The organism is Streptomyces sp. JNUCC 63, from assembly GCF_054366325.1.
The window spans coordinates 5,505,821-5,527,046 of record NZ_CM135963.1 but is presented as its reverse complement, the minus strand read 5'-3'; the positions used below and the strand labels follow the sequence as shown (position 1 = coordinate 5,527,046).

General features: G+C 69.6%; 22 protein-coding genes. 10 read left to right on the top strand and 12 right to left on the bottom strand.

The features are described 5' to 3' along the window. Window positions 1-129 precede the first annotated feature (129 nt). The 5 genes from ACX25U_RS25360 to ACX25U_RS25340 all read right to left on the bottom strand — a co-directional run bounded on the left by ACX25U_RS25360 (window position 130) and on the right by ACX25U_RS25340 (window position 3,852). Window positions 130-1,275 (bottom strand): DUF475 domain-containing protein, encoded by a 1,146-nt coding sequence (locus tag ACX25U_RS25360; protein ID WP_454383363.1) that lies wholly within the window; start codon window positions 1,273-1,275, stop codon window positions 130-132. A 49-nt stretch (window positions 1,276-1,324) separates the two neighbouring features. Beyond that, window positions 1,325-1,903, bottom strand: a complete 579-nt coding sequence (locus ACX25U_RS25355) for a TerD family protein (RefSeq protein ID WP_073952013.1) — start codon at window positions 1,901-1,903, stop codon at window positions 1,325-1,327. A gap of 113 nt (window positions 1,904-2,016) precedes the next feature. Then, complete coding sequence (locus ACX25U_RS25350) at window positions 2,017-2,592, bottom strand: TerD family protein (protein WP_454383362.1); 576 nt, start codon at window positions 2,590-2,592, stop codon at window positions 2,017-2,019. Window positions 2,593-2,727: 135 nt separating this feature from the next. Beyond that, the gene (locus ACX25U_RS25345) at window positions 2,728-3,186 is read right to left on the bottom strand and encodes a peroxiredoxin (RefSeq protein ID WP_454383361.1); all 459 of its coding nucleotides are present in this window, start codon (window positions 3,184-3,186) and stop codon (window positions 2,728-2,730) included. A gap of 228 nt (window positions 3,187-3,414) precedes the next feature. Next, window positions 3,415-3,852, bottom strand: a complete 438-nt coding sequence (locus ACX25U_RS25340) for a DUF3052 domain-containing protein (protein ID WP_454383360.1) — start codon at window positions 3,850-3,852, stop codon at window positions 3,415-3,417. A gap of 411 nt (window positions 3,853-4,263) precedes the next feature. Here ACX25U_RS25340 and aceE point away from each other — a divergent pair, with 411 nt between their 5' ends. Next, window positions 4,264-7,011: a pyruvate dehydrogenase (acetyl-transferring), homodimeric type gene (aceE, locus tag ACX25U_RS25335; protein WP_454383359.1), complete on the top strand. Its 2,748-nt coding sequence runs from the start codon at window positions 4,264-4,266 to the stop codon at window positions 7,009-7,011. A gap of 275 nt (window positions 7,012-7,286) precedes the next feature. On the opposite strand, the gene ACX25U_RS25330 is transcribed toward aceE, so the two are convergent. Further along, a complete protein-coding gene (locus ACX25U_RS25330) occupies window positions 7,287-7,589 on the bottom strand; it encodes a small hydrophobic protein (RefSeq protein WP_454383358.1) in 303 nt (100 codons plus the stop codon). A gap of 158 nt (window positions 7,590-7,747) precedes the next feature. Continuing rightward, window positions 7,748-9,364: an MFS transporter gene (locus ACX25U_RS25325; protein ID WP_454383357.1), complete on the bottom strand. Its 1,617-nt coding sequence runs from the start codon at window positions 9,362-9,364 to the stop codon at window positions 7,748-7,750. Between the two features lie 129 nt (window positions 9,365-9,493). Between ACX25U_RS25325 and ACX25U_RS25320 the strand changes: the two genes are divergently transcribed. The 3 genes from ACX25U_RS25320 to ACX25U_RS25310 all read left to right on the top strand — a co-directional run bounded on the left by ACX25U_RS25320 (window position 9,494) and on the right by ACX25U_RS25310 (window position 12,463). Beyond that, the gene (locus ACX25U_RS25320; RefSeq protein WP_454383356.1) at window positions 9,494-10,174 is read left to right on the top strand and encodes a TetR family transcriptional regulator; all 681 of its coding nucleotides are present in this window, start codon (window positions 9,494-9,496) and stop codon (window positions 10,172-10,174) included. A gap of 150 nt (window positions 10,175-10,324) precedes the next feature. Then, window positions 10,325-11,542: an alpha/beta hydrolase gene (locus ACX25U_RS25315; RefSeq protein WP_454383355.1), complete on the top strand. Its 1,218-nt coding sequence runs from the start codon at window positions 10,325-10,327 to the stop codon at window positions 11,540-11,542. Window positions 11,543-11,608: 66 nt separating this feature from the next. After that, a complete protein-coding gene (locus tag ACX25U_RS25310) occupies window positions 11,609-12,463 on the top strand; it encodes a DUF4429 domain-containing protein (protein ID WP_454383354.1) in 855 nt (284 codons plus the stop codon). A gap of 23 nt (window positions 12,464-12,486) precedes the next feature. Here the strand turns inward: ACX25U_RS25310 and ACX25U_RS25305 are convergent, their stop codons facing one another. Together ACX25U_RS25305 and ACX25U_RS25300 are read right to left on the bottom strand one after the other, a co-directional pair. After that, window positions 12,487-13,503, bottom strand: a complete 1,017-nt coding sequence (locus tag ACX25U_RS25305; protein ID WP_454383353.1) for an aldo/keto reductase — start codon at window positions 13,501-13,503, stop codon at window positions 12,487-12,489. After that, window positions 13,500-14,000, bottom strand: coding sequence for a MerR family transcriptional regulator (locus ACX25U_RS25300; protein ID WP_454383352.1), 501 nt, complete (start codon window positions 13,998-14,000; stop codon window positions 13,500-13,502). The genes ACX25U_RS25305 and ACX25U_RS25300 overlap by 4 nt, the downstream gene beginning before the upstream one ends. 107 nt (window positions 14,001-14,107) lie before the next feature. Between ACX25U_RS25300 and ACX25U_RS25295 the strand changes: the two genes are divergently transcribed. Continuing rightward, the gene (locus tag ACX25U_RS25295) at window positions 14,108-14,578 is read left to right on the top strand and encodes a GNAT family N-acetyltransferase (RefSeq protein WP_454383351.1); all 471 of its coding nucleotides are present in this window, start codon (window positions 14,108-14,110) and stop codon (window positions 14,576-14,578) included. Window positions 14,579-14,597: 19 nt separating this feature from the next. Then, entirely contained in the window at window positions 14,598-15,416 is an 819-nt protein-coding gene (locus ACX25U_RS25290; protein ID WP_454383350.1) for a serine hydrolase domain-containing protein, read from the top strand. 46 nt (window positions 15,417-15,462) lie between these two features. Here ACX25U_RS25290 and ACX25U_RS25285 read toward each other — a convergent pair whose 3' ends face one another. After that, window positions 15,463-16,374, bottom strand: a complete 912-nt coding sequence (locus tag ACX25U_RS25285; protein ID WP_454383349.1) for a hypothetical protein — start codon at window positions 16,372-16,374, stop codon at window positions 15,463-15,465. A 33-nt stretch (window positions 16,375-16,407) separates the two neighbouring features. Beyond that, window positions 16,408-16,815: an ATP-binding protein gene (locus ACX25U_RS25280; protein ID WP_454383348.1), complete on the bottom strand. Its 408-nt coding sequence runs from the start codon at window positions 16,813-16,815 to the stop codon at window positions 16,408-16,410. 229 nt (window positions 16,816-17,044) lie between these two features. Here ACX25U_RS25280 and ACX25U_RS25275 point away from each other — a divergent pair, with 229 nt between their 5' ends. Further along, entirely contained in the window at window positions 17,045-17,896 is an 852-nt protein-coding gene (locus ACX25U_RS25275) for a helix-turn-helix domain-containing protein (RefSeq protein ID WP_454383346.1), read from the top strand. A 9-nt stretch (window positions 17,897-17,905) separates the two neighbouring features. Then, window positions 17,906-18,109: a DUF397 domain-containing protein gene (locus tag ACX25U_RS25270; protein ID WP_454383344.1), complete on the top strand. Its 204-nt coding sequence runs from the start codon at window positions 17,906-17,908 to the stop codon at window positions 18,107-18,109. Window positions 18,110-18,206: 97 nt separating this feature from the next. On the opposite strand, the gene ACX25U_RS25265 is transcribed toward ACX25U_RS25270, so the two are convergent. Continuing rightward, window positions 18,207-18,905 (bottom strand): pirin family protein, encoded by a 699-nt coding sequence (locus tag ACX25U_RS25265; RefSeq protein WP_454383342.1) that lies wholly within the window; start codon window positions 18,903-18,905, stop codon window positions 18,207-18,209. A 95-nt stretch (window positions 18,906-19,000) separates the two neighbouring features. On the opposite strand from ACX25U_RS25265, the gene fasR reads away from it, so the two are divergent. Both fasR and ACX25U_RS25255 read left to right on the top strand, forming a co-directional pair. Next, entirely contained in the window at window positions 19,001-20,206 is a 1,206-nt protein-coding gene (gene fasR / locus ACX25U_RS25260) for a fatty acid biosynthesis transcriptional regulator FasR (protein WP_454383340.1), read from the top strand. Window positions 20,207-20,295: 89 nt separating this feature from the next. Then, on the top strand, window positions 20,296-21,207 hold the full coding sequence (locus ACX25U_RS25255; RefSeq protein WP_454383338.1) for an ACP S-malonyltransferase: 912 nt from the start codon (window positions 20,296-20,298) through the stop codon (window positions 21,205-21,207). Window positions 21,208-21,226: the final 19 nt, after the last annotated feature.

The following is a 21,226-nucleotide window of genomic DNA, read 5'->3' as shown; positions in this document are numbered from 1 at the left end:
CACACCGGCCCCGCACGCACGTACGCCACGGGGCGGCCCCGAGGACCCGGCTCAAGACGCCGTCGTCCGCGTCGGCCGCCCCGCACAGAAGCGTTCCTCACCCCGAGGGCCGTCACACCCCCAGGGTTGTCACACCTGCGACGAAACCTCGGTCTTCTCGTCCGGGCCCGCCGCCCCCTCGGCCTCCGCGAGGGCGCGGTTGCGGCGTACGGAGGACCAGAAGGACCAGGCGATCAGGACCACGCCGACCAGGCCGGTGATGACCTCGTTGATCTCGTACTGGATGGTGATCATGAGGATCACGGCCAGCGCGCCGATCGCGTAGTGCGCGCCGTGCTCCAGGTAGACGTAGTCGTCGAGGGTGCCCTGGCGGACCAGGTAGACCGTGAGCGAACGGACGTACATGGCGCCGATGCCGAGGCCGAGGGCCATCAGGATGATGTCGTTGGTGATGGCGAAGGCGCCGATCACGCCGTCGAAGGAGAAGGACGCGTCCAGCACCTCGAGGTAGAGGAACATGAAGAACGCGGCCTTTCCGGCCAGGGCGACGGCCGAGCGCTTCTTGCCGGTGCGCGCGGCCTCTTCCTCCTCCTCGTGCTCACGCTCCTCCCCTTCCTCGAGTTTGTCCTCGAAGTAGCCGGAGAGGCCGCCGACGATCATGTACGTGATCAGACCGGCGATGCCGGCGATCAGCACCGTCTGGGCCTTGTCGACGTGGCCGCCGCCGTGCTGGTGCGCCTGGGTGGCGAAGGTGAAGGAGGAGATCAGCAGGACCACCAGGGCGATGCAGACCGACAGCATGTCGACCTTGCCCAGTTTGGCCAGCGGCCGCTCGATCCAGTGCAGCCACTTGATGTCCCGGTCCTGGAAGATGAAGTCCAGGAAGATCATCAGCAGGAACATGCCGCCGAAGGCGGCGATCGCCGGGTGGGCGTCGGTCACCAGCTCCTGGTAACGGTCCTTGTTGGTGAGCGCGAGATCGACGGCCTCGATGGGCCCCATCTTGGCGCTGATGGCGACGATCACGACGGGGAAGACCAGCCGCATGCCGAAGACCGCGATGAGAATGCCGACCGTGAGGAAGATCTTCTGCCAGAAGGCGTTCATCTTCTTCAGGATTCCGGCGTTGACGACCGCGTTGTCGAAGGACAACGAGATCTCGAGGACGGACAGGATCGCCACGATCCCGAAGGCGGTCCACCCCCCGTAGAAGACCGCCGCGACCAGCCCGAGCGCGGTGACCGCGAACGACCAGCCGAAGGTTTTCAGAAGCACTGGCTACCCAATCCGTACGTGTACGGGTGTCCCCGCGCCGCACTCGGCTTTACGAAACGTTGACTCCGAAGTCTAGAGCGATCCCCCGCAGCCCGGACGCGTACCCCTGACCCACGGCCCGGAACTTCCATTCGCCCTGATAGCGATAGAGCTCACCGAAGATCATGGCCGTTTCCGTGCTGGCGTCCTCGCTCAGGTCGTAGCGCGCGAGCTCCTGGCCGTCGGCCTGGTTGACGACGCGGATGAAGGCGTTGGAGACCTGGCCGAAGGTCTGGCCCCGCTCGTCGGCCATGTGGATCGAGACGGGAAAGACGATCTTCTCGCACTGCGGCGGCACCTTGCCGAGGTCCACGAGGATCGACTCGTCGTCGCCCTCGCCCTCCCCGGTGAGGTTGTCGCCGGTGTGCTCCACCGAGCCGTCGGGGCTCTTGAGCTGGTTGTAGAACACGAACCACTCGTCGCCCAGCACCCGGTTGTTGCCGGCGCACAGCAGGGCGCTGGCGTCGAGGTCGAAGTCGGCTCCGGTGGTGGAGCGCGCGTCCCAGCCGAGCCCCACCATGACGTTGGTCAGGTTGGGTGCGGCCTTGGAGAGGGAGACGTTGCCTCCCTTGGCGAGCGTGACGCCCATGATGCTGGGTCCTCCCCGAGGTGGTGCCGGTGTGGTCGTCCCGCGCGTCCGGCGCCGCGCTGGAACGCGCGGCGCCGGACGGCCGGGATCGCTGCGGTCGTTCAGACCTGTGTTCAGACGTTCACGCCGAAGTCCTGGGCGATGCCGCGCAGGCCCGAGGCGTACCCCTGGCCGATGGCGCGGAACTTCCACTCCGCGCCGTTGCGGTAGAGCTCGCCGAAGACCATGGCGGTCTCGGTGGAGGCGTCCTCGCTCAGGTCGTAGCGGGCGATCTCCGCACCGCCGGCCTGGTTCAGCACGCGGATGTAGGCGTTGCGGACCTGGCCGAAGGACTGCTGGCGGTTCTCGGCGTCGTAGATCGACACCGGGAAGACGATCTTGTCGACATCGGCCGGGACACCGGCGAGGTTCACCTTGATCACCTCGTCGTCGCCCTCGCCCTCACCGGTGAGGTTGTCACCGGTGTGCTCGACCGAGCCGTCCGGGCTCTTGAGGTTGTTGAAGAAGACGAAATGCTGGTCGCTGACGACCTTGCCGGCATTGTTCAACAGCAGCGCGCTGGCGTCGAGGTCGAAGTCGGTGCCGGTCGTGGTGCGGGCGTCCCAGCCCAGGCCGACGAGGACCGCGGTCAGGCCCGGGGCCTCCTTCGTCAGCGATACGTTGCCGCCCTTGCTGAGGCTGACTCCCACGAGTCCTCCATTGGTGTCCGGGGGCCGGGAGCCCCGTCGTGCATCGGATATGGGATCAACGACTCGATCCTAGTGACGGGTTCCCGACCCATGCAGGCCCTGAAGCCGATGAATCACAGGTGTCGGGTCCCCCGGTCACAGGGTGTCGAGCGCCTTCACGTACTCGTTCAGGTCACGCGCGTCCGGCAGGCCGTTGACCACGGTCCACCGCACCACGCCCTCCTTGTCGATGACGAAGGTGCCACGCACGGCGCAGCCCTTGTCCTCGTCGAAGACGCCGTAGGCGCGCGAAGTGTTGCCGTGCGGCCAGAAGTCGCTCAGCAGCGGGTACTCCAGGTCCTCCTGCTCGGCGAAGACGCGCAGGGTGTGGATGGAGTCGTTGGAGACGGCGAGCAGCTGGGTGTCGTCGTTGACGAACTTCGGCAGGTTGTCGCGCAGCGCGCACAGCTCGCCGGTGCACACGCCGGTGAAGGCGAACGGGTAGAAGAGCAGCACCACGTTCTTCTCGCCGCGGAAGTCGGACAGCTGCACGGTGCGGCCGTGGTTGTCCTTGAGCTCGAAGTCGGGGGCCTTGTCGCCGACCTGGATCGCCATCGTCCTGCTTCCCTTCGGTGGGACTGTTCGGGTGAGACCACCCTACGCAGTGATCACCGCGGGCGTGCGAGAGGCCGGGCTGGGCCTTCCGGCCCAGCCCGGCTGAAACCAGCCCGTCCGGGGGTCCCCCTTGCTCGAAGAGCTCGGGGGAGCTCGAGGACGAGGCCGTTCAGGCCGGAACGGTGACCCGGGGGCGCAGCCCCCGGGGCCTACCGCACCGACCGACGGTCACCGCTTGGACTTCGCCGCCTTCGGCGTCGCCAGACGGCTGCCGCTCCAGTCCTTCCCCACACTGACGCTCTTGCTCGCCGACAGACCCGCCGTGGTCGCGGATTCAGAGATGTCGCTCGGCTCCACGTACCCCGCACGGCCGGTCTTCGGCGTGAGGAGCAGGATCGCGCCGCCCTCTTCGATGTACGTGGTGGCGTCCACCAGCGCATCCGTCAGGTCGCCGTCCTCGTCGCGGAACCACAGCACCACGGCGTCGGCCACGTCGTCGTAGTCCTCGTCCACGAGCTCGCTGCCGATCGCCTCCTCGATGGTCTCGCGGAGCTCCTGGTCGACGTCGTCGTCGTAGCCGATCTCCTGGACCACCTGCCCGGGCTGGAATCCCAGCCTGGCGGCCGGGTTCGTCCGCTCCTCCGCGTGGTCCGCGGTCGCGCTCACGGGTTGCCTCCTGATGGTGTTGCGATATAGGTCTTCAGCCACGCGCGTGCGCGAAGCATTGGCCGTAGTCCACACGGGCGGGCCGGATCGCGCAAGTACCCGGCGGTTCGGACCGCCGAAACGGTGACGATCCCGGCGGTGTCGCCGCAACTCCTGACACGGTATCGCGACCGGCGGCGACACACACCACACCCTTCTGCCCGGTTTGCGTGTTTGGGAACCACACGCGGGCAGGGTGCCCGCGGGGATGCCCTTGTTACCTCAGGGTAGAGATGACGTTTGGCTCCTACGAGGTACACGATGGGGAACGGTGCAGACACAGGCAGACAAACCGACTGGAACCCAGGGAAACTCCAGAACGAGCCCAGAAACGCCCCAGATATGTCAGTCCTCTGACAGGTAAGGAACAGCGTGGCTTCCGGATCCGATCGAAACCCGATCATCATTGGCGGCCTTCCGAGTCAGGTTCCTGACTTCGATCCCGAGGAGACCCAGGAGTGGCTCGACTCGCTCGACGCCGCCGTCCAGGAGCGGGGCCGGGAGCGGGCCCGCTACCTCATGCTCCGGCTGATCGAGCGCGCCCGCGAGAAGCGCGTGGCCGTGCCCGAGATGCGCAGCTCGGACTACGTCAACACCATCCCCACCAAGAGCGAGCCGTTCTTCCCCGGCAACGAGGAGATCGAGCGCAGGATCCTCAACGCCACCCGCTGGAACGCCGCGGTGATGGTCTCCCGCGCCCAGCGCCCAGGCATCGGCGTCGGCGGCCACATCGCCACCTTCGCCTCCTCGGCCTCCCTCTACGACGTCGGCTTCAACCACTTCTTCCGCGGCAAGGACGACGGCCGCGGCGGTGACCAGGTCTTCTTCCAGGGGCACGCCTCACCGGGCATCTACGCGCGCGCGTACCTGCTGAACCGGCTCACCGAACAGCACCTGGACGGCTTCCGCCAGGAGAAGTCCAAGGCGCCCTACGGTCTGTCCAGCTACCCGCACCCGCGCTCGATGCCGGACTTCTGGGAGTTCCCGACCGTCTCCATGGGCCTCGGCCCGATCAGCGCGATCTTCCAGGCCCGGATGAACCGCTACATGCACGCGCGCGGGATCGCGGACACCTCCGACTCCCACGTGTGGGCGTTCCTCGGCGACGGCGAGATGGACGAGCCCGAGTCGATCGGCCAGCTGTCCATCGCCGCCCGTGAGGGCCTGGACAACCTGACCTTCGTGGTCAACTGCAACCTGCAGCGCCTGGACGGGCCGGTGCGCGGCAACGGCAAGATCATCCAGGAGCTGGAGTCCATCTTCCGCGGTGCCGGCTGGAACGTGATCAAGCTGATCTGGGACCGCTCCTGGGACCCGCTGCTGGCGCAGGACCGCGACGGCGTGCTGGTCAACAAGATGAACATCACGCCGGACGGCCAGTTCCAGACGTACGCCACCGAGTCCGGCGCGTACATCCGCGACCACTTCTTCGGCGACGACCACCGGCTGCGCAAGATGGTCGAGAACATGACCGACCACCAGATCCTGATGCTGGGCCGCGGCGGTCACGACCACCGCAAGATCTACGCGGCGTACAAGGCGGCCCTGGAGCACAAGGGCCAGCCGACGGTCATCCTGGCCAAGACGGTCAAGGGCTGGACGCTCGGCCCGAACTTCGAGAGCCGCAACGCCACCCACCAGATGAAGAAGCTGACGGTCGAGGACCTCAAGCACTTCCGCGACCGCCTGCACCTGCCGATCTCCGACAAGGAGCTGGAGTCCGGCCCGCCGCCGTACTACCACCCGGGCCGCGACAGCGACGAGATCCAGTACATGCACGACCGCCGAAAGGGCTGCGGGGGCTACGTGCCGACCCGGATCGTGCGCTCCGAGCCGCTGGCGCTGCCGGACGACAAGACGTACGCGTCCGTGAAGAAGGGATCGGGCCAGCAGTCCATCGCCACCACCATGGCCTTCGTCCGGCTGCTGAAGGACCTCATGCGGGACAAGGAGATCGGCAGGCGGTTCGTGCTGATCGCGCCCGACGAGTACCGCACCTTCGGCATGGACTCCTTCTTCCCGAGCGCGAAGATCTACAACCCGCTGGGCCAGCAGTACGAGGCGGTCGACCGCGATCTGCTGCTCGCCTACAAGGAGTCGCCGACCGGGCAGATGCTGCACGACGGCATCTCCGAGGCGGGCTGCACGGCCTCGCTGATCGCGGCGGGCTCCGCGTACGCCACGCACGGCGAGCCGCTGATCCCGGTGTACGTCTTCTACTCGATGTTCGGTTTCCAGCGCACCGGCGACCAGTTCTGGCAGATGGCCGACCAGCTGGCGCGCGGTTTCGTACTGGGCGCGACCGCCGGCCGTACGACCCTGACAGGTGAGGGACTGCAGCACGCCGACGGCCATTCGCAGCTGCTGGCCTCGACCAACCCGGCGTGCGTGGCCTACGACCCGGCGTACGGGTACGAGATCGCGCACATCGTCCAGGACGGCCTGCGCCGGATGTACGGCGGCGACGAGCAGCACCCGCACGGCGAGGACGTCTTCTACTACCTCACCGTCTACAACGAGCCGATCCAGCAGCCGGCCGAGCCGGCGAACGTGGACGTCGAGGGCATCCTCAAGGGCATCCACCGGGTCCGCGAGGGCACCGCGGGCGAGACCCCGGCGCAGATCATGGCGTCGGGCGTGGCGGTCCCGTGGGCGCTTCAGGCGCAGAAGATCCTTGCCCAGGAGTGGAACGTCAAGGCCGATGTCTGGTCGGCGACCTCCTGGAACGAACTGCGCCGCGAGGCGGTGGCGTGCGAGGAGCACAACCTGCTGCACCCGGAGGAGGAGCAGCGGGTGCCGTGGGTGACGCGGAAGCTGAGCGGGGCCGAGGGGCCATTCGTGGCCGTCTCCGACTGGATGCGGTCGGTGCCGGACCAGATCGCGCGGTGGGTGCCGGGAACGTACCAGTCGCTGGGCGCCGACGGATTCGGCTTCGCCGACACCCGGGGTGCGGCCCGGCGGTTCTTCCACATCGACGCGCAGTCGATCGTGGTGGCCGTGCTGACGGAGCTGGCACGCGAGGGGAAGGTCGACCGGTCGGTCCTGAAGCAGGCCATCGACCGGTATCAGTTGCTCGACGTGACGGCGGCGGCCCCGGGAACGGCGGGCGGCGACGCGTAGTAGGGGTGCCCGAGGGGCGGCGGAGCCGTAGGCCTCGCCGCCCCTCCCACCGGGTGAGTGGTGCGCCGAGTTGCGCTGGGGGTGGATGGGCTTGCCCGCGCTTGCGGGATGCCTCCCCCGAGCTCTTCGAGCAGAGGGTGCCCCCAGCGCCCACCCTCCCCCGGGCTCTCGGCTTCGCTCGAGCAGGGGGACCCCCATCGCCCTGGGGTCCCCCCAGGCGTTCAGCACTGGGGGAGGCACGCATGCCCGCAGGCTGCGCGGCACCACTGCCGCAGCTACGTCGGCAGGCCCCAGGTCACCGCCCCGGCCAGCGAGACAACGCCCAGCAGCGTGTCGATGGCACCCAGGACCAGGGCGACCAGAGCCGGCAGCGAACGGTTGCCCGCCCAGCTGCGCCCCATCGCCAGCCAGCCGCAGGCGACCGCCACCGGGCCGAGGATGATGCTCAGCACGAAGAAACCGGCGACCGCGCAGATGGTCCCGATGATCCCGAGCGTCGCACGGTCCGGCCCGGTCCGTGACCACGTACGGCCACGTGACCGGGGGTACCCGCGCGTTCCGCGTCCGAAGCCCGCCATCATCAACTCCCTGAACCAGTCGTCGAGTTGGATTTACCTCGGGTTCACGGATGCGGGTACCCCCGTTCCGTCCGTCGAAGCCGCCCGCGCGCTGCCCCCCTCCAGCAGCGCGCCGCAGCCGTTCGCCCTCCACCCCCTACGGAGGACTTGACCCCCTGTCAGACGTGGCCGACCCCCGCGCCCGCCTCCGCGTTCTCCCCGCGCTTGGTGAGCAGCGCGACGAAAACGGCCACGGCCGCGATTCCGGCGGCGACGAGGGAGGCGAGGCTCATGCCGGAGATGAACGTGTCGTGCGCGACGGAGGTGATCTTCGCGGCGATCGCCTCGGGCGTTCCCGGCGGCACCGGCGCCACGCCGACCTGGACCGCCTCGGAGGCCTGGTCCAGCTGGGCGGGGGTGATGGGCGGGAGCTGCGCGTCCTTCCAGTTGCCGGCCAGGTCGTGGTCCACCTTGGAGGCCATCACGGCGCCCAGCACGGCCGTACCGAGGCTGCCTCCGATCTGCATGGCGGACTGCTGCAGTCCGCCGGCCACACCGGACAGCTCCAGGGGCGCGTTGCCGACGATGACCTCGGTGGCGCCGACCATGACGGGGGCGAGGCCGAGGCCGAGCACGGCGAACCAGAGCGACATGGTGGCGCTGTCCGTGCCCGTCTTCAGCGTGGACAGGCCGTACATGGCGAGTGCGGTGGCGGCCATGCCGCCGGCCAGCGGGATGCGCGGGCCCACCTTGGTGATCATGAAGCCCGCGAGCGGGGAGCCGACGATCATCATGCCGGTGAGCGGGAGCAGGTGCGCGCCCGCTTCGACCGGGCTCATCCCGTGCACGTTCTGCAGGTAGAAGGTGACGAAGAACAGGCCGCCCATGAACGCGATGGCCATCAGGACCATGAGGGCCACGCCCGCGGACAGCGGCACCGAGCGGAACAGCGCCAGCGGGATCAGCGGCTCCTTCACCCGCGTCTCCCAGAACGCGAAGGCGCCGAAGCCGACGAGGGACACGACGATGAACGCCCACGTCGTGCCGTCGCCCCAGCCCCAGGCCGGCGCCTTGATGAGCGCCCAGACCAGGCAGAACATGGCGGCCGAGAGCAGGGCGATGCCGAGGAGGTCGAAGGAGCGCGGCGCGTTCTCGGCGCGGTGGTCGAGCAGGATCAGCACGCCCAGGACCAGGGCGAGGACGCCGACGGGCACGTTGATGAAGAACACCGACTGCCAGTTGACGTGCTCGACGAGGACACCGCCGAGGATCGGGCCGCCGGCGGTGGAGGCGCCGATGACCATGCCCCAGATGCCGATGGCCATGTTGAGCTTCTCGGCCGGGAAGGTGGCCCGCAGCAGACCGAGCGCGGCCGGCATCAGCAGCGCGCCGAACAGGCCCTGGAAGACCCGGAAGACGATGACCATGGCGATGGTGCTGGACAGCCCGATCGTCCCGGAGGCGGCGGCGAAGCCGACCACCCCGATGAGGAAGGTCTGCCGGTGCCCGAAGCGGTCACCGAGCTTGCCCGCGGTGATCAGGGAGACCGCGAGGGCGAGGAAGTAGGCGTTGGTGATCCACTGGACGTCCGCGAGGCTGGCGTTCAGGTCCTTGGCGATGGCCGGGTTGGCGATGGCCACGATGGTGCCGTCGAGGGCCACCATCATGACCCCTACGGCGACGGTGATCAGGGTGACCCATGGGTGCCCGCGCAGCCCCTTGGACGGCGCGGGGTCCGACGGGGCTGTTGAGGCGTCCCCCGGCCCAGTCGATTCGATTGCGGTCTGACTAGTCATGGGTTCGAGGCTAATGACAGCCACTGACAATCGACAAACGGGTTCACAAGTCGGTAACTGACGTGTCACCTCCTATAGTCTGAACTGGGGAAACAGTTCACAGTGCGGGGAAGGGGTCCGGAGAACTCCATGGAGACGGCAGGGACCGCCGGAGCGGCACGACGGGCGGTGTCACGGCCGGGGCTGCGCGAGCGCAAGAAGCGGCGCACCAGGAACGCGCTGCTGCGGTCGGCGCTCGAACTGTTCACCACCCAGGGGTACGAGCAGACGACGGTCGACGAGATCGCCGAGGCCGTCGACGTCTCCCAGCGCACCTTCTTCCGCTACTTCGGCGGCAAGGAGGACGTCGCCTTCGCCGTACAGGAGATGGTGGAGGCGCACTTCGTCGACTCACTGCGCGCCCGCCCGCCCGGGGAACCCCCGCTGGAGGCGCTGCGCCGGGCGGTGCTGGAGGGCTGGGACACGATCAGCGACGCCGTCGTGACCGTCGTACCCGTGGAGCTGTATCTGCGCATGTTCCGGGTGATCGAGTCGACACCGGTCCTGCTGGCCGCGCATCTGCGCCGCTCGGCGGAGACCGAGGAGCAGATCGCGCGTCTGCTCGCCGAGCGCGAGGGCCTGGACGTGGACGCCGATCCGCGGCCGCGGCTGGCGGTGGCCGCCTTCGGCGCGGTGATGCGGGTGACGGGCCGTCAGTGGAGCACGGGCGAGAACGCCGGCCTGGAGGCGATACGGGAACTCACCGCCGCGTACCTCGATCAGGTGGGACCCGCGCTGACCGGGAACTGGCGCACGACCCTCCGGCGTTGAGCCGGACACACGCCACCGCCGCCGAAACACCATATGCCTGACCCGCCTTGAACAGACGTACGGACCGAAGCAACCCTCACGCCGCCTGAAACGTGATCCCTGTCACTCGGTTAACGCGAGACCTTCTCGTTCTCCTAGTGTGTCCTCCCAGTGACTTCCTTCGACACCTCCCCACAACTCAACGCCTGGCGCGCCCTGCTCGCACTGGCCGTGGTCTTCGTGATGCTGGCCACCACCGGCTGGACCGCCGTGCGCGGCCATCGCGGGACCACCGCCCTGCAGGCGTCCCTGTCCGCGTGGGAGCACGGCCGCCTGCACGGGAACCGGCTGCCCGCCCCGGACGCGGCCCCCGCCCTGCTGAGCCGCTTCTTCGCCTCGCTCACCGCGCAGGACCGCGGCCGGCTCGCCCACCGCTATCCGCTCGCGGTCGGCAACATGAACGGCGCCCCGGTCAAGCTGCGCTACCAGGCCAACCGCATCGCGCTCCACCAGGCGCGCGAGGTCGAACTGAAACGCGTGCACGACAGCCGGCTCACCCCGGCCGGGCAGCAGGCCGCCGGCCGCCGTATGAACCGCTACACGACGCTGATGGCGAAGGACCGGCAGATCCTCGCCTTCGACCCCGAGGGCACCGGCCGCGTCGCCGAGGTCTTCGGCGACCTGCGCAGGGCACAGCGGATCTCCGTCGTCGTCCCCGGCGTCGACACCGACCTGTTCACCTTCCGGAAGACCTACCGTCCGTACTCGGCGCTGTACGGCATGGCGAAGTCCCTGTACACGGCCGAGCGCACGGCGGCGCCCGGCACGCGTACGGCCGTGATCGCCTGGGCCGACTACACCGCGCCCAGCGGGCTCGGCGTGGACGCGGCCACGGCGATGCGCGCCGAGGAGGGCGCCGTCCGGCTGAACAGGCTGCTGCGCGGGCTGCCCGGCGGCTCGCCCGTCTCGCTGTTCTGCCACAGCTACGGCTCGGTGGTGTGCGGCGTCGCCGCGCGCGGGCTGCCGGACCGGGTGTCCGACATAGCGGTGGCCGCCAGCCCCGGCATGCGCGTGCGCAAGGCCTCCCACCTGCGCACCTCCGCCCGGGTGTGGGCGATGCGGGACGCCACCGACTGGGTCCAGGACGTGCCGTACCTGGAGCTCGGCGGCCTCGGCCACGGCGCCGACCCGGTCTCCCCCGCGTTCGGGGCGCGGGTGCTGTCGGCACGGGGCGCGAAGGGCCACGCCGGCTACTTCGAGCCGGGCACCGACAGCCTGACCAACCTCGCCGAGATCGGGGTCGGCGCATACGACTCGGTGCGGTGCGCCCATGACGACGACAGGTGCCGGGCGGATTTGTCCGGTACGACGACGGCTGGACGCGCGTAGAGACAGCAGGAAGTGCGGTCTGCGCGGGGAGGGACGAAGAAGCTCGCGCCGCCTACGATGAGCCGCATGGGTGATGTACTGGCCGGATTTCATGCTGCCTGGGAGTTCGAGTCCGATTCCGTGCTCATCCGCTACGAACGGGGGATTCGAACGCCCAAACTCTTCCAGGCACTCGATACCCGCCGGATTCCGCTGGCGGCGCTCGCGGGCGTGACACTCTCCGCGGGCAGACGCGGCACGGTGGTCCTGCGCGCCGAGCCCAGGCCCGGCGCGGATCCGCTGATGGACGCGGCCGACGGGCAGCTCAAGGAGGGCTGCGACCCGTACCGCCTGGTGCTGCCGGCCGAGCGGGAGGCACTCGCCGAGTACTACGCCGACGAGCTCCGCGCACGCCTCACCGAGAGCGGCCCGGCCGACCGCCACCTGGTGGCGGCGCCCGCGGCGCCGCTCCGGTTCAAGGCGTACGACGGGAAGGCGTCCTTCGACGGTACGGCGGTGCGCTTCCGGTGGTCCTGGACGGGGGCGTCCTCGGCCAAGTGGAAGGCCGGCGACCAGAGCTTTCCCGTCGCCGAACTGGGCGGGGTGGAGTGGCGCTCACCGGAGGTGTTCGAGGGGCATCTGCGGCTGCTGCCGCGCGAGGCGGGCGCCGCCACCGCCGTACAGCCACCGCAGCCGGACCAGGATCCGGCCGCGGTGGTGTTCGGCCTCGGCTACGGCCCGGTCCACGAGTCCCTGCCGTTCGCGGCGGCCGTACTGGCCGCGGTCCGGTCGGCGAGCCCCCCGACCCCGGTCACGGTCCCGCGCCGCGACCCCGCGGACATCGCGGAACGAATCCGCCACCTGGGGGAACTCCACCAGGCGGGGTTGGTGACGGACGAGGAGTTCTCGGTGAAGAAGGCGCAGCTACTGGCGGAGCTGTAGCTGCCCGGCCTCGGGAGCCGCCGCTACTCCCGTCCCGCCGAAGCGAACGACATGTCGGGATACCTCGTGCCGGCCACCTCGGAGGCGATCGGCTCCAGCGAGGACAGCTCCTCCCCCGTCAGAACGATCCCCGTCGCCGCCACGTTCTCCTCCACCCGGCCCGGCTTCCGCGTACCCGGAATCTGAACGACCGGCAGCCCGTGCACGGACGCCCGCTGCTGCACCCAGGCCAGCGCGATCTGCGCGAGCGAGGCCCCGTGGGCGGAGGCGACCGCACGGATCGGCTCCAACAGCGCCGCGTTGGCGGCCGCGTTCTCCCCCTGGAAGCGAGGCATGTTGCGCCGGAAGTCGTCGCTGCTCAACTCCTTCTCCGCGTCGACGAAGCCCCCGGTCAGAAACCCCCGCCCCAGCGGCGAGTACGGCACCAGCGCCACCCCCAGCTCGGCCGCCGCCGGCACCACGTGCGCCTCGATGTCCCGGCTGAACAGCGACCACTCCGACTGCACGGCGGCGATCGGGTGCACGGCCTGCGCGGCCCGCAGCTCCTCGGCGGTGACCTCGCTCAGCCCCAGGTGCTTGACCTTTCCCTCGCGCACCAGGTCGGCCATGGTCCCGACGGTCTCCTCGATGGGGACGTTCACGTCGCGCCGGTGCATGTAGTAGAGGTCGATCACGTCGACGCCCAGGCGCGTCAGACTCGCCTCGACGGCCTGCCGGATGTACGGCGGGTCGTTGCGGATGACGCGCCTGGTCGGCTCGTCCGGCGGGATCGCCAGCGCGAACTTGGTGGCGATCACGACCTCGTCCCGGTGCGCCTTGAGGAACGGCGCGAGGAACCGCTCGTTCTCGCCCTGCCCGTAGGCGTCCGCGGTGTCGTAGAGCGTCACGCCCAGTTCCAGGGCCCGCTCCAGCGTGGCGCGGGACTCCTCGGCGTCCGAGGGGCCGTAGGCAAAGCTCATGCCCATGCAGCCGAGGCCCTGTACACCGACCTCCGGTCCGCCCTCGCCCAGCCGTACCGTCGGAATCCTGCTGTCGGTCATCGAGTCCTGTTCCTCTCCGCTTCGTGGTGGCGTCCGGCGTCCGCGTAGAAACCGATCTTGCGGTCCAGTACCGCGAGCGTGTCCTGCAGTTCGCCGATCCGGGCCAGGACGTCCCGGCGGGTCGCCTCGAGCAGCGCGTACCGCTCGCCGTACGTGCTCTCGCCCGCGCGCACCAGCTCCGCGTACCTGACCATGTCGGCGACCGGCATCCCGGTCAGCCTCAGCTTGCCGACGAGGTCGAGCCAGTCCAGGTCGCGGTTGGTGTAGCGGCGCTGGCCGGTGTGCGAGCGGTCGACGTGGGCCATCAGGCCGATCCGCTCGTACCAGCGCAGGGTGTGGGCCGTCAGACCGGTGAAGGCGACGACCTCGCTGATGGTGTAGCTGTCCTGCCCGTCGGGGCGCGGGTGCCGCCGGGGTCCGGCGGCGCAGAGGTCGGTACGGATGGGGGCCTGCTCGGCCTCCTCGGTGGTCACGGCCGTGGTCTGCGTCACCGTCATGGCCTCCACGCTATGGGGTTGGAGTGCGCTCCAAGCAAGCGGAAACCGGCAGGGCGGCCGGAAAAAGCGGGGGACGCGGGGCGGGTGCGGTGGCTAGCGTGCGGGCCATGAGTCTCGTACGACGTGCCGAGCCCGAGGACGCCGCGGAAGTGCTGCGACTGCGCCAGGTGATGATCGACTCGGTTCCCGGCGCCGACACCTCCACCGACTGGCAGGCCGAGTCCCTGTCGACCCTCAGGGCCCGGCTCACCGAGCCGGACGGGGACTTCGCGGCGTTCGTCGTGGATCACCCGGAGCGGCCGGGCGCACTGGCCGCGCTGGTGGCCGGGACGCTCGAGTACCGGATCGGGCGGGCCGGCAATCCGCACGGGCGGGTCGGGTACGTCTTCAGCGTCGCGACCGATCCGGACGCCCGGCGCCGCGGGTACGCACGCGCGTGCATGGAGGCGCTGCTGGACTGGTTCCGGGAGCGGGGCGCGGCACAGGTCGACCTCACCGCGTCCGCCGAGGCCGAGCCGCTCTACGCCGAGCTGGGCTTCGTGCGCAAGCCGGACCCCTCGATGAGGTTGAAGCCGTGAGCCGCATAGGCTCGATGTCATGTCGTTGAAGAGTCTGGCGTCGATCGAGAACTGGCCGGTCCCCACCGCCGCGGCGGGCGTGGTCCGCGCGGACGGCACGACCGTGGGCACCCACGGTCCGACCGCGCAGCGCTTCCCGCTGGCCTCGGTCACCAAGCCGCTGGCGGCCTACGCGGTGCTCGTGGCGTACGAGGAGGGCGCGATCGAACTGGACGAGCCGGCCGGCCCGCCCGGCGCGACCGTCCGCCACCTGCTGGCCCACACCTCGGGCCTGGCCTTCGACGACCACCGGGTGACAGCCCCGCCCGGCGAACGGCGGCTGTACTCCAACGCGGGCTTCGAACAGCTCGGCGACCACGTGGCGAAGGCGACGGACATCCCCTTCCCCGAATACCTGCGCCAGGCGGTCCTGGCCCCCCTGGGCATGACGCGGACGACCCTGGACGGCTCCCCGGCGAAGGACGCGGTCTCGACGGTCGACGACCTGCTCCGCTTCGCCGCCGAACTCCAGGCCCCGCGCCTGCTGGACCCCCGCACGGTCGCCGAGGCGATGACGGTCCAGTACCCCGGCACCAAGGGCGTCCTGCCGGGCTACGGCCACCAGAACCCCAACGACTGGGGCCTCGGCTTCGAAATCCGCGACTCCAAGTCCCCCCACTGGACGGGCGCGTCCTCTTCTCCCCGCACCTTCGGCCACTTCGGCCAGTCGGGCACGTTCCTGTGGGTCGACCCGGACGCGGGCGCGGCCTGCGTGGCGCTGACGGACCGCGCCTTCGGCCCGTGGGCGATCGAGGCGTGGCCGCCCTTCACGGACGGAATACTGGCGGAACTGCGCTGACACCGACACCGCCGGCCGGCACACCGCCGGCCGGCCCCGGCCGCCCTCAGGCCGACTCGGCGCCGCCCTGCGCGAACAGGTCCTCCGCCTTCGTGGCGTGGACCGCTCGCTGGGCCCAGGCCTTGAGCTGTTCGTGATCCGTGCACGCCAGCACCCGCTCCCGGACGGCGTCCGGCACCGGGATACCGCGCCACTCCAGAATGCTGAGCGTCATCTCGGCGCTCTCCTCGACCCGACCTTCTTCCCGGCCTTCTTCCCGACCCTCTTCACGCACCTGCTCGGCCACCGGGTGCCGAAAGAAGTAGTTGACCGGCATCATCAGCTCCTTCCAGATCTGTTTGGCCTGGGCATCGACCAGGCACGACTCGACGAACTGCGCGAGCATTCCCGCGCTGTCGGTATCAGTGGTCGCCAGGGCTGCCGCCAGCGGTTTCAGTATGGCAGCGGCGCCCGATCCCTTACCATGCGTCATCGCCGAGAAGGCCGCGAGAAAGACGTCCCGCCGGGCCTCGGCTTCGTCAGCGACGAGCGGGACGTTCTCAGGGCTCAGCACGAGCGGTCGTACGGTCAGCGAGTGCCAGCCAGGCAGGCCCAGGCGGATCGGCCGTGTCGCCCAGCGTGCCGTGGACCTGCTCTGGGTCAGGACGATCAGCACCGGCTCCCAGCGATACTTCGCGTACAAGTAACTGAGGTAGTAGGCCCAGCTTCCGCGCTTGTCCTCGTCCCGCTTGCCCTGAGACTCGACGACCAGAAGGTACGTCCCCTCGTCCGTCTCGGCCCGCAGCAGTGCGTCCACACGTCGCTCGACCGGCTCGATCTCCGTCAGGTCCGCGTTGAGGACCGCGAAGTCGCGCGGTTCGGGAATCGGGATGTGCAGCACATGCTGAAGCGTGCGCGTGAAACCAGCCGGGTCTTTCTGGCAGATCTGATGCAGACCTTCGTGCGACGAACCGACCATCCGCCCTCCTTTCCATCCGATGTGATCAACGAGCTACACCGCGATCAGGTCACACCACACGTACTTGCCCCGGCTGCCCTCCCTGGCCAGCGGCTGCCAGCCCCACAGATCGGCGCAGGCCCGGACCAGGGCGAGCCCACGACCCTCCTCCAGGTCGACGACCTGCTCCAGCGGGGCCGACGGCTCGGGCGGTGCGGGACCGGTGTCCCACGCCCCGATCCTCAGTACGCCCGCCGACCAGCGCACCCGCAGGGCGGCGGGCCCCTTGGTGTGCCGTACGGCGTTGGAGACCAGCTCCGTCGCCAGCAACTCGGCCGTGTCGACGAGGCGAATCAACCCGTGCGTGGTGAGGATCAGCCGAAGGGTGCGGCGAGCGATGGTGACGGCACGAGGGTCGTTCGGGATGTACAGGGTGTACTCCCAGGGCTCGTTTTCGGGCATGCGTCAGCTCCATTCAACGGCGAGGAGGTTGTCGGGACGCGGCGGCGGGCGGTGGCTTGTCTCAGCCGTCATGGCAGGACGGAGCGGTGCGCTTCCGGAACCCGGGGTGCCACATCGTATGCGCTACGTCACTGACAGTAGGGCATTAATTTCTGCCCCTGCAACCAGTTGGCATACTCTGGCACCCGAACGTGGCACGCATTCACGGCTGTTGAAGGCAGGGGGGAGCATGGCGCCGAGGAACCATCCCACCGCGCGCCAGAGGCGCCTGGGCACCGAACTGCGCAGGCTGCGGGAGTCCGCCGGCCTGAAGGCCCGCGATGTGGCGGCGTTCCTGAACTCGACCTCGGCTCAGGTAAGTCAGATGGAAGCAGGCATCGCAGGCGTCAGTGAGGAACGCATCCGGCGCCTCGCAGCTCATTACGCCTGCGCAGACGAGGCGTTGATCGACGCACTGGTGGCCATGGGCGGTGAGCGCACCCGCGGCTGGTGGGACGAGTACCGGGCGGTACTTCCTCCAGTGTTCCTGGATGTCGCCGAGGCGGAGCACCACGCGACGTCCCTGCGAGAGGTGGTCACCAGTCACGTCCCCGGACTCCTCCAGACCGCGGACTACGCCCGTGCGGTCTTCGGTTACATGGTTCCCGAGTTGCCCGACAGCGAACTGGATCCTCGGGTCGAGCACCGCATGAGGCGCCGGGCCGTCCTGGACCACGAACGTCCGACGCCGTACGAGACGATCGTGCACGAAGCGGCGCTACGCATCCTGGTGTCCGACCGCCGAATCGCACGCGCCCAACTCCTGCGGATCCTGCAGGAGATCGAACGTGGCCACGTAACGGTGCGAGTGATCCCTTTCAGCAGAGAGGGCTTCGCCGGAGCCGGAATCGAGATGATGTACGTCGGCGGCCCGCTCTCCCGACTGGACACAGTTCTGCGGGACGCGCCACACGGAACCGCCTTCATCGATGCCGAATCCCAACTGGCGCGCTTCCGTACCCTGCTCAATAAGGTGGGGAAGGCAGCACTGGACCCCGTGGCGTCACGGGACTTCATCCACCACATGACGAAGGAACTGTGAGGCGCTCGCATGCAGCAGGCCATCTGTTGGCGGAAGTCGTCGTACTCCGGCGGAGGTGACGGCAACACCTGCGTAGAAATCGCGAACCTGCACACCCGCATAGCCATACGCGACTCAAAAGCCCCGGCCCAAGCCGCCCTCTCCTTTCCGGCCTCAGCCTTCACCGCCTTCGTCAGTGCCCTGAAGTCGGACACCTCACACCACATTCACTGATCAGTCACCCTCACCTGCACGCCGGGCGTGATGCGTGCTCGCTTCGTGAGATCACGATGCGGCGGCCGGACGCGATCCAAAAGTGGACCGGCCCCTTTCACCCGGCCCGCATCTCCCACATCAGCAGCTCCGCGTTCGTCACCGCCATCGCTTTCAGCTCCTCGGCATCCGTGATCCGCGCCGCGTCCCCCGGGCCCAACCGGTCCTCGCCCAGCCGTACTTCGCCCCGTACGACATGGACGTACACATACGCCGCGTCCGGCACCGCCGTCCGCTCCCCCGTCGTCAGGCGGCGGATGTGGAGCGTGGCGCCGGCCTCCGGGACGGCGTACAAGGTGGTGTCGTGGGCGAGTTCGTAGCGGGGGGTGCCGCCGGGGTGGAGTGGGGTCAGCCACATCTGGACGAAGGTCAGGGGGGCGTCGCCGTCGTTGCGTTCCACGTGGCGGACGCCGGCCGCCGCGCTCAGGTGCTGGACGTCGCCGGGGCGGACCACCGTCTCGTGGCCGGTGGAGTCGCGGTGGGTCAGTTCGCCCTCGACGACCCAGGTGACGATCTCCGTGTGGCTGTGCGGGTGCTCGTCGAAGCCGGCGCCGGGGGCCAGGTGCTCCTCGTTGCAGGCGATCAGGGCGCCGAAGCGGAGGTTGTCCGGGTCGTAGTGCGGGCCGAAGGAGAAGGCGTGCCGGGTTTCGATTCCGGCGGCCGGCTCGCCGCCCCGGTAGCGCTCCGCCGCGCGCCGTACTTCCGTCGTCACTTCGTCGTCACTTCGTCGTCGCTTCGTCGTCGCTTCCGTCGTCACGGAGACCACCGTAGTCCCCGGCCGCAAAGGCCCGGAGAAGCCCCGGTCCCTACCCGGCGGCACGCGCTGACGTCCGGATGAGGCAGTCTTGTCCCGTGCCCGAACCCGTATTCCGCAAGGCCCCAGCCGCAGCACCCGCTGTCCATCCGCACTCCGCGACCCTGAAACGGCTGGAGAAGTCCTCCGGATCCCTCGCCGCGCAGGCCATCGCCCGGATGGACGAGACGCTGCCGTGGTACCGGGCGATGCCCCCGGAGAACCGTTCCTGGATCGGGCTGGTCGCCCAGGCGGGCATCGCGGCCTTCACCGAGTGGTTCCGGCACCCCGACGCGCCTCAGGCGATCTCCACCGATGTGTTCGGGACCGCTCCGCGCGAGCTGACCCGGGCGATCACGCTGCGGCAGACCGTGGAGATGGTGCGCACCACGATCGAGGTCATGGAGTCGGCCATCGACGAGGTGGCGGCGCCGGGGGACGAGGCCGTGCTGCGCGAGGCGCTGCTCGTGTACGCGCGGGAGATCGCCTTCGCCACCGCCCAGGTGTACGCCCAGGCCGCCGAGGCACGCGGTGCCTGGGACGCCCGGCTGGAGTCGCTGGTCGTCAATGCCGTGCTCAGCGGGGAGGCGGATGAGGGCGCGGTGTCGCGGGCCGCCGCCCTGGGGTGGAACTCGCCCGAACATGTGTGCGTGGTGCTCGGGACCGCGCCCGACGGGGACTCCGAGCTGACCGTCGAGGCCATTCGGCGGGCGGCCCGGCACGCCAAGCTGCAGGTGCTCACCGGGGTGCTCGGGGACCGGCTCGTCGTGATCGCGGGCGGGAGCGACAATCCGCTGGCGGTGGCCAAGTCGCTGATCGGGCCCTTCGCCGCCGGGCCCGTCGTCGCCGGGCCGGTCGAGCCCGATCTGCTCACCGCGACCCGGTCCGCGCAGGCCGCCGCGGCCGGGTTGAAGGCGTGTTTCGCCTGGCAGGACGCGCCGCGGCCGGTGCTGGCCGACGATCTGCTGCCGGAACGCGCCATCGCCGGCGACCCGGGCGCGCGCGAGCAGTTGGTAGAGGAGATCTACAGACCGCTGGAGGAGGCCGGCTCCGCGCTGCTGGAAACCCTCAGCGTCTATCTGGAGCAGGCGAGCAGTCTCGAAGGCGCGGCGAGGATGCTCTTCGTTCACCCGAACACCGTGCGCTACCGGCTCCGACGTGTGACAGACGTCACCGGCTGGTCGCCCTCCGATGTACGATCCGCGTTCACGCTACGGATCGCGCTGATCCTGGGGCGTCTGGCCGATGGAGATCCCCAGACCTAGGCTTTTGTCGGGGGTCCACAAAACCCCTCTGCGTTCTTCGTCCCTGTCCCCACGGGCGGCCCCGGCCGTCCCCAAGAGAGAGTGTGAGAGTGCTCGTACTCGTCGCTCCCGGCCAGGGTGCCCAGACGCCCGGCTTCCTGACCCCCTGGCTCGAACTGCCCGGTGCCGCCGACCGTGTGACCGCCTGGTCGGACGCCATCGGACTGGACCTCGTCCACTACGGGACGCAGGCCGACGCGGACGCGATCCGCGACACCGCGGTGGCCCAGCCGCTGCTGGTGGCCGCCGGGCTGCTGTCGGCCGCGGCACTGGGTGACACCGGCGCGGGCGTGGTCGCGGGCCACAGCGTCGGTGAGATCACCGCCGCCGCGTTCGCGGGCGTGCTGGACGACACCGCCGCGCTGGCCCTGGTCCGCAAGCGTGGTCTGGCGATGGCCGAGGCCGCCGCGATCACCGAGACGGGCATGTCGGCGCTGCTCGGCGGCGACCCGGAGGTGTCCGTCGCGCATCTGCGGAAGCTGGGCCTGACCCCGGCGAACGTCAACGGCGCGGGCCAGATCGTGGCCGCCGGCACCCTGGAGCAGCTGGCCGCGCTGAACGAGGACAAGCCCGAGGGCGTGCGCAAGGTCGTCCCGCTGAAGGTGGCCGGTGCCTTCCACACGCACCACATGGCCCCCGCGGTCGACAAGCTGGCCGAGGCCGCCAAGGCGCTCACGCCCGCCGACCCGAAGGTCACCTACGTCTCCAACAAGGACGGCCGGGCCGTGCACAGCGGCGCCGAGGTCGTCGAGCGGCTGGTCGGCCAGGTCGCCAACCCGGTCCGCTGGGACCTGTGCATGGAGACCTTCAAGGAGTTCGGCGCCACCGCCCTGATCGAGGTGTGCCCCGGCGGCACGCTGACCGGTCTGGCCAAGCGCGCGCTGCCCGGCGTGAAGACGCTGGCGCTGAAGACCCCCGACGACCTCGACGCGGCCCGCGAACTCATCTCCGAGCACGCCTGACGACCCCCACCCTGAGGAG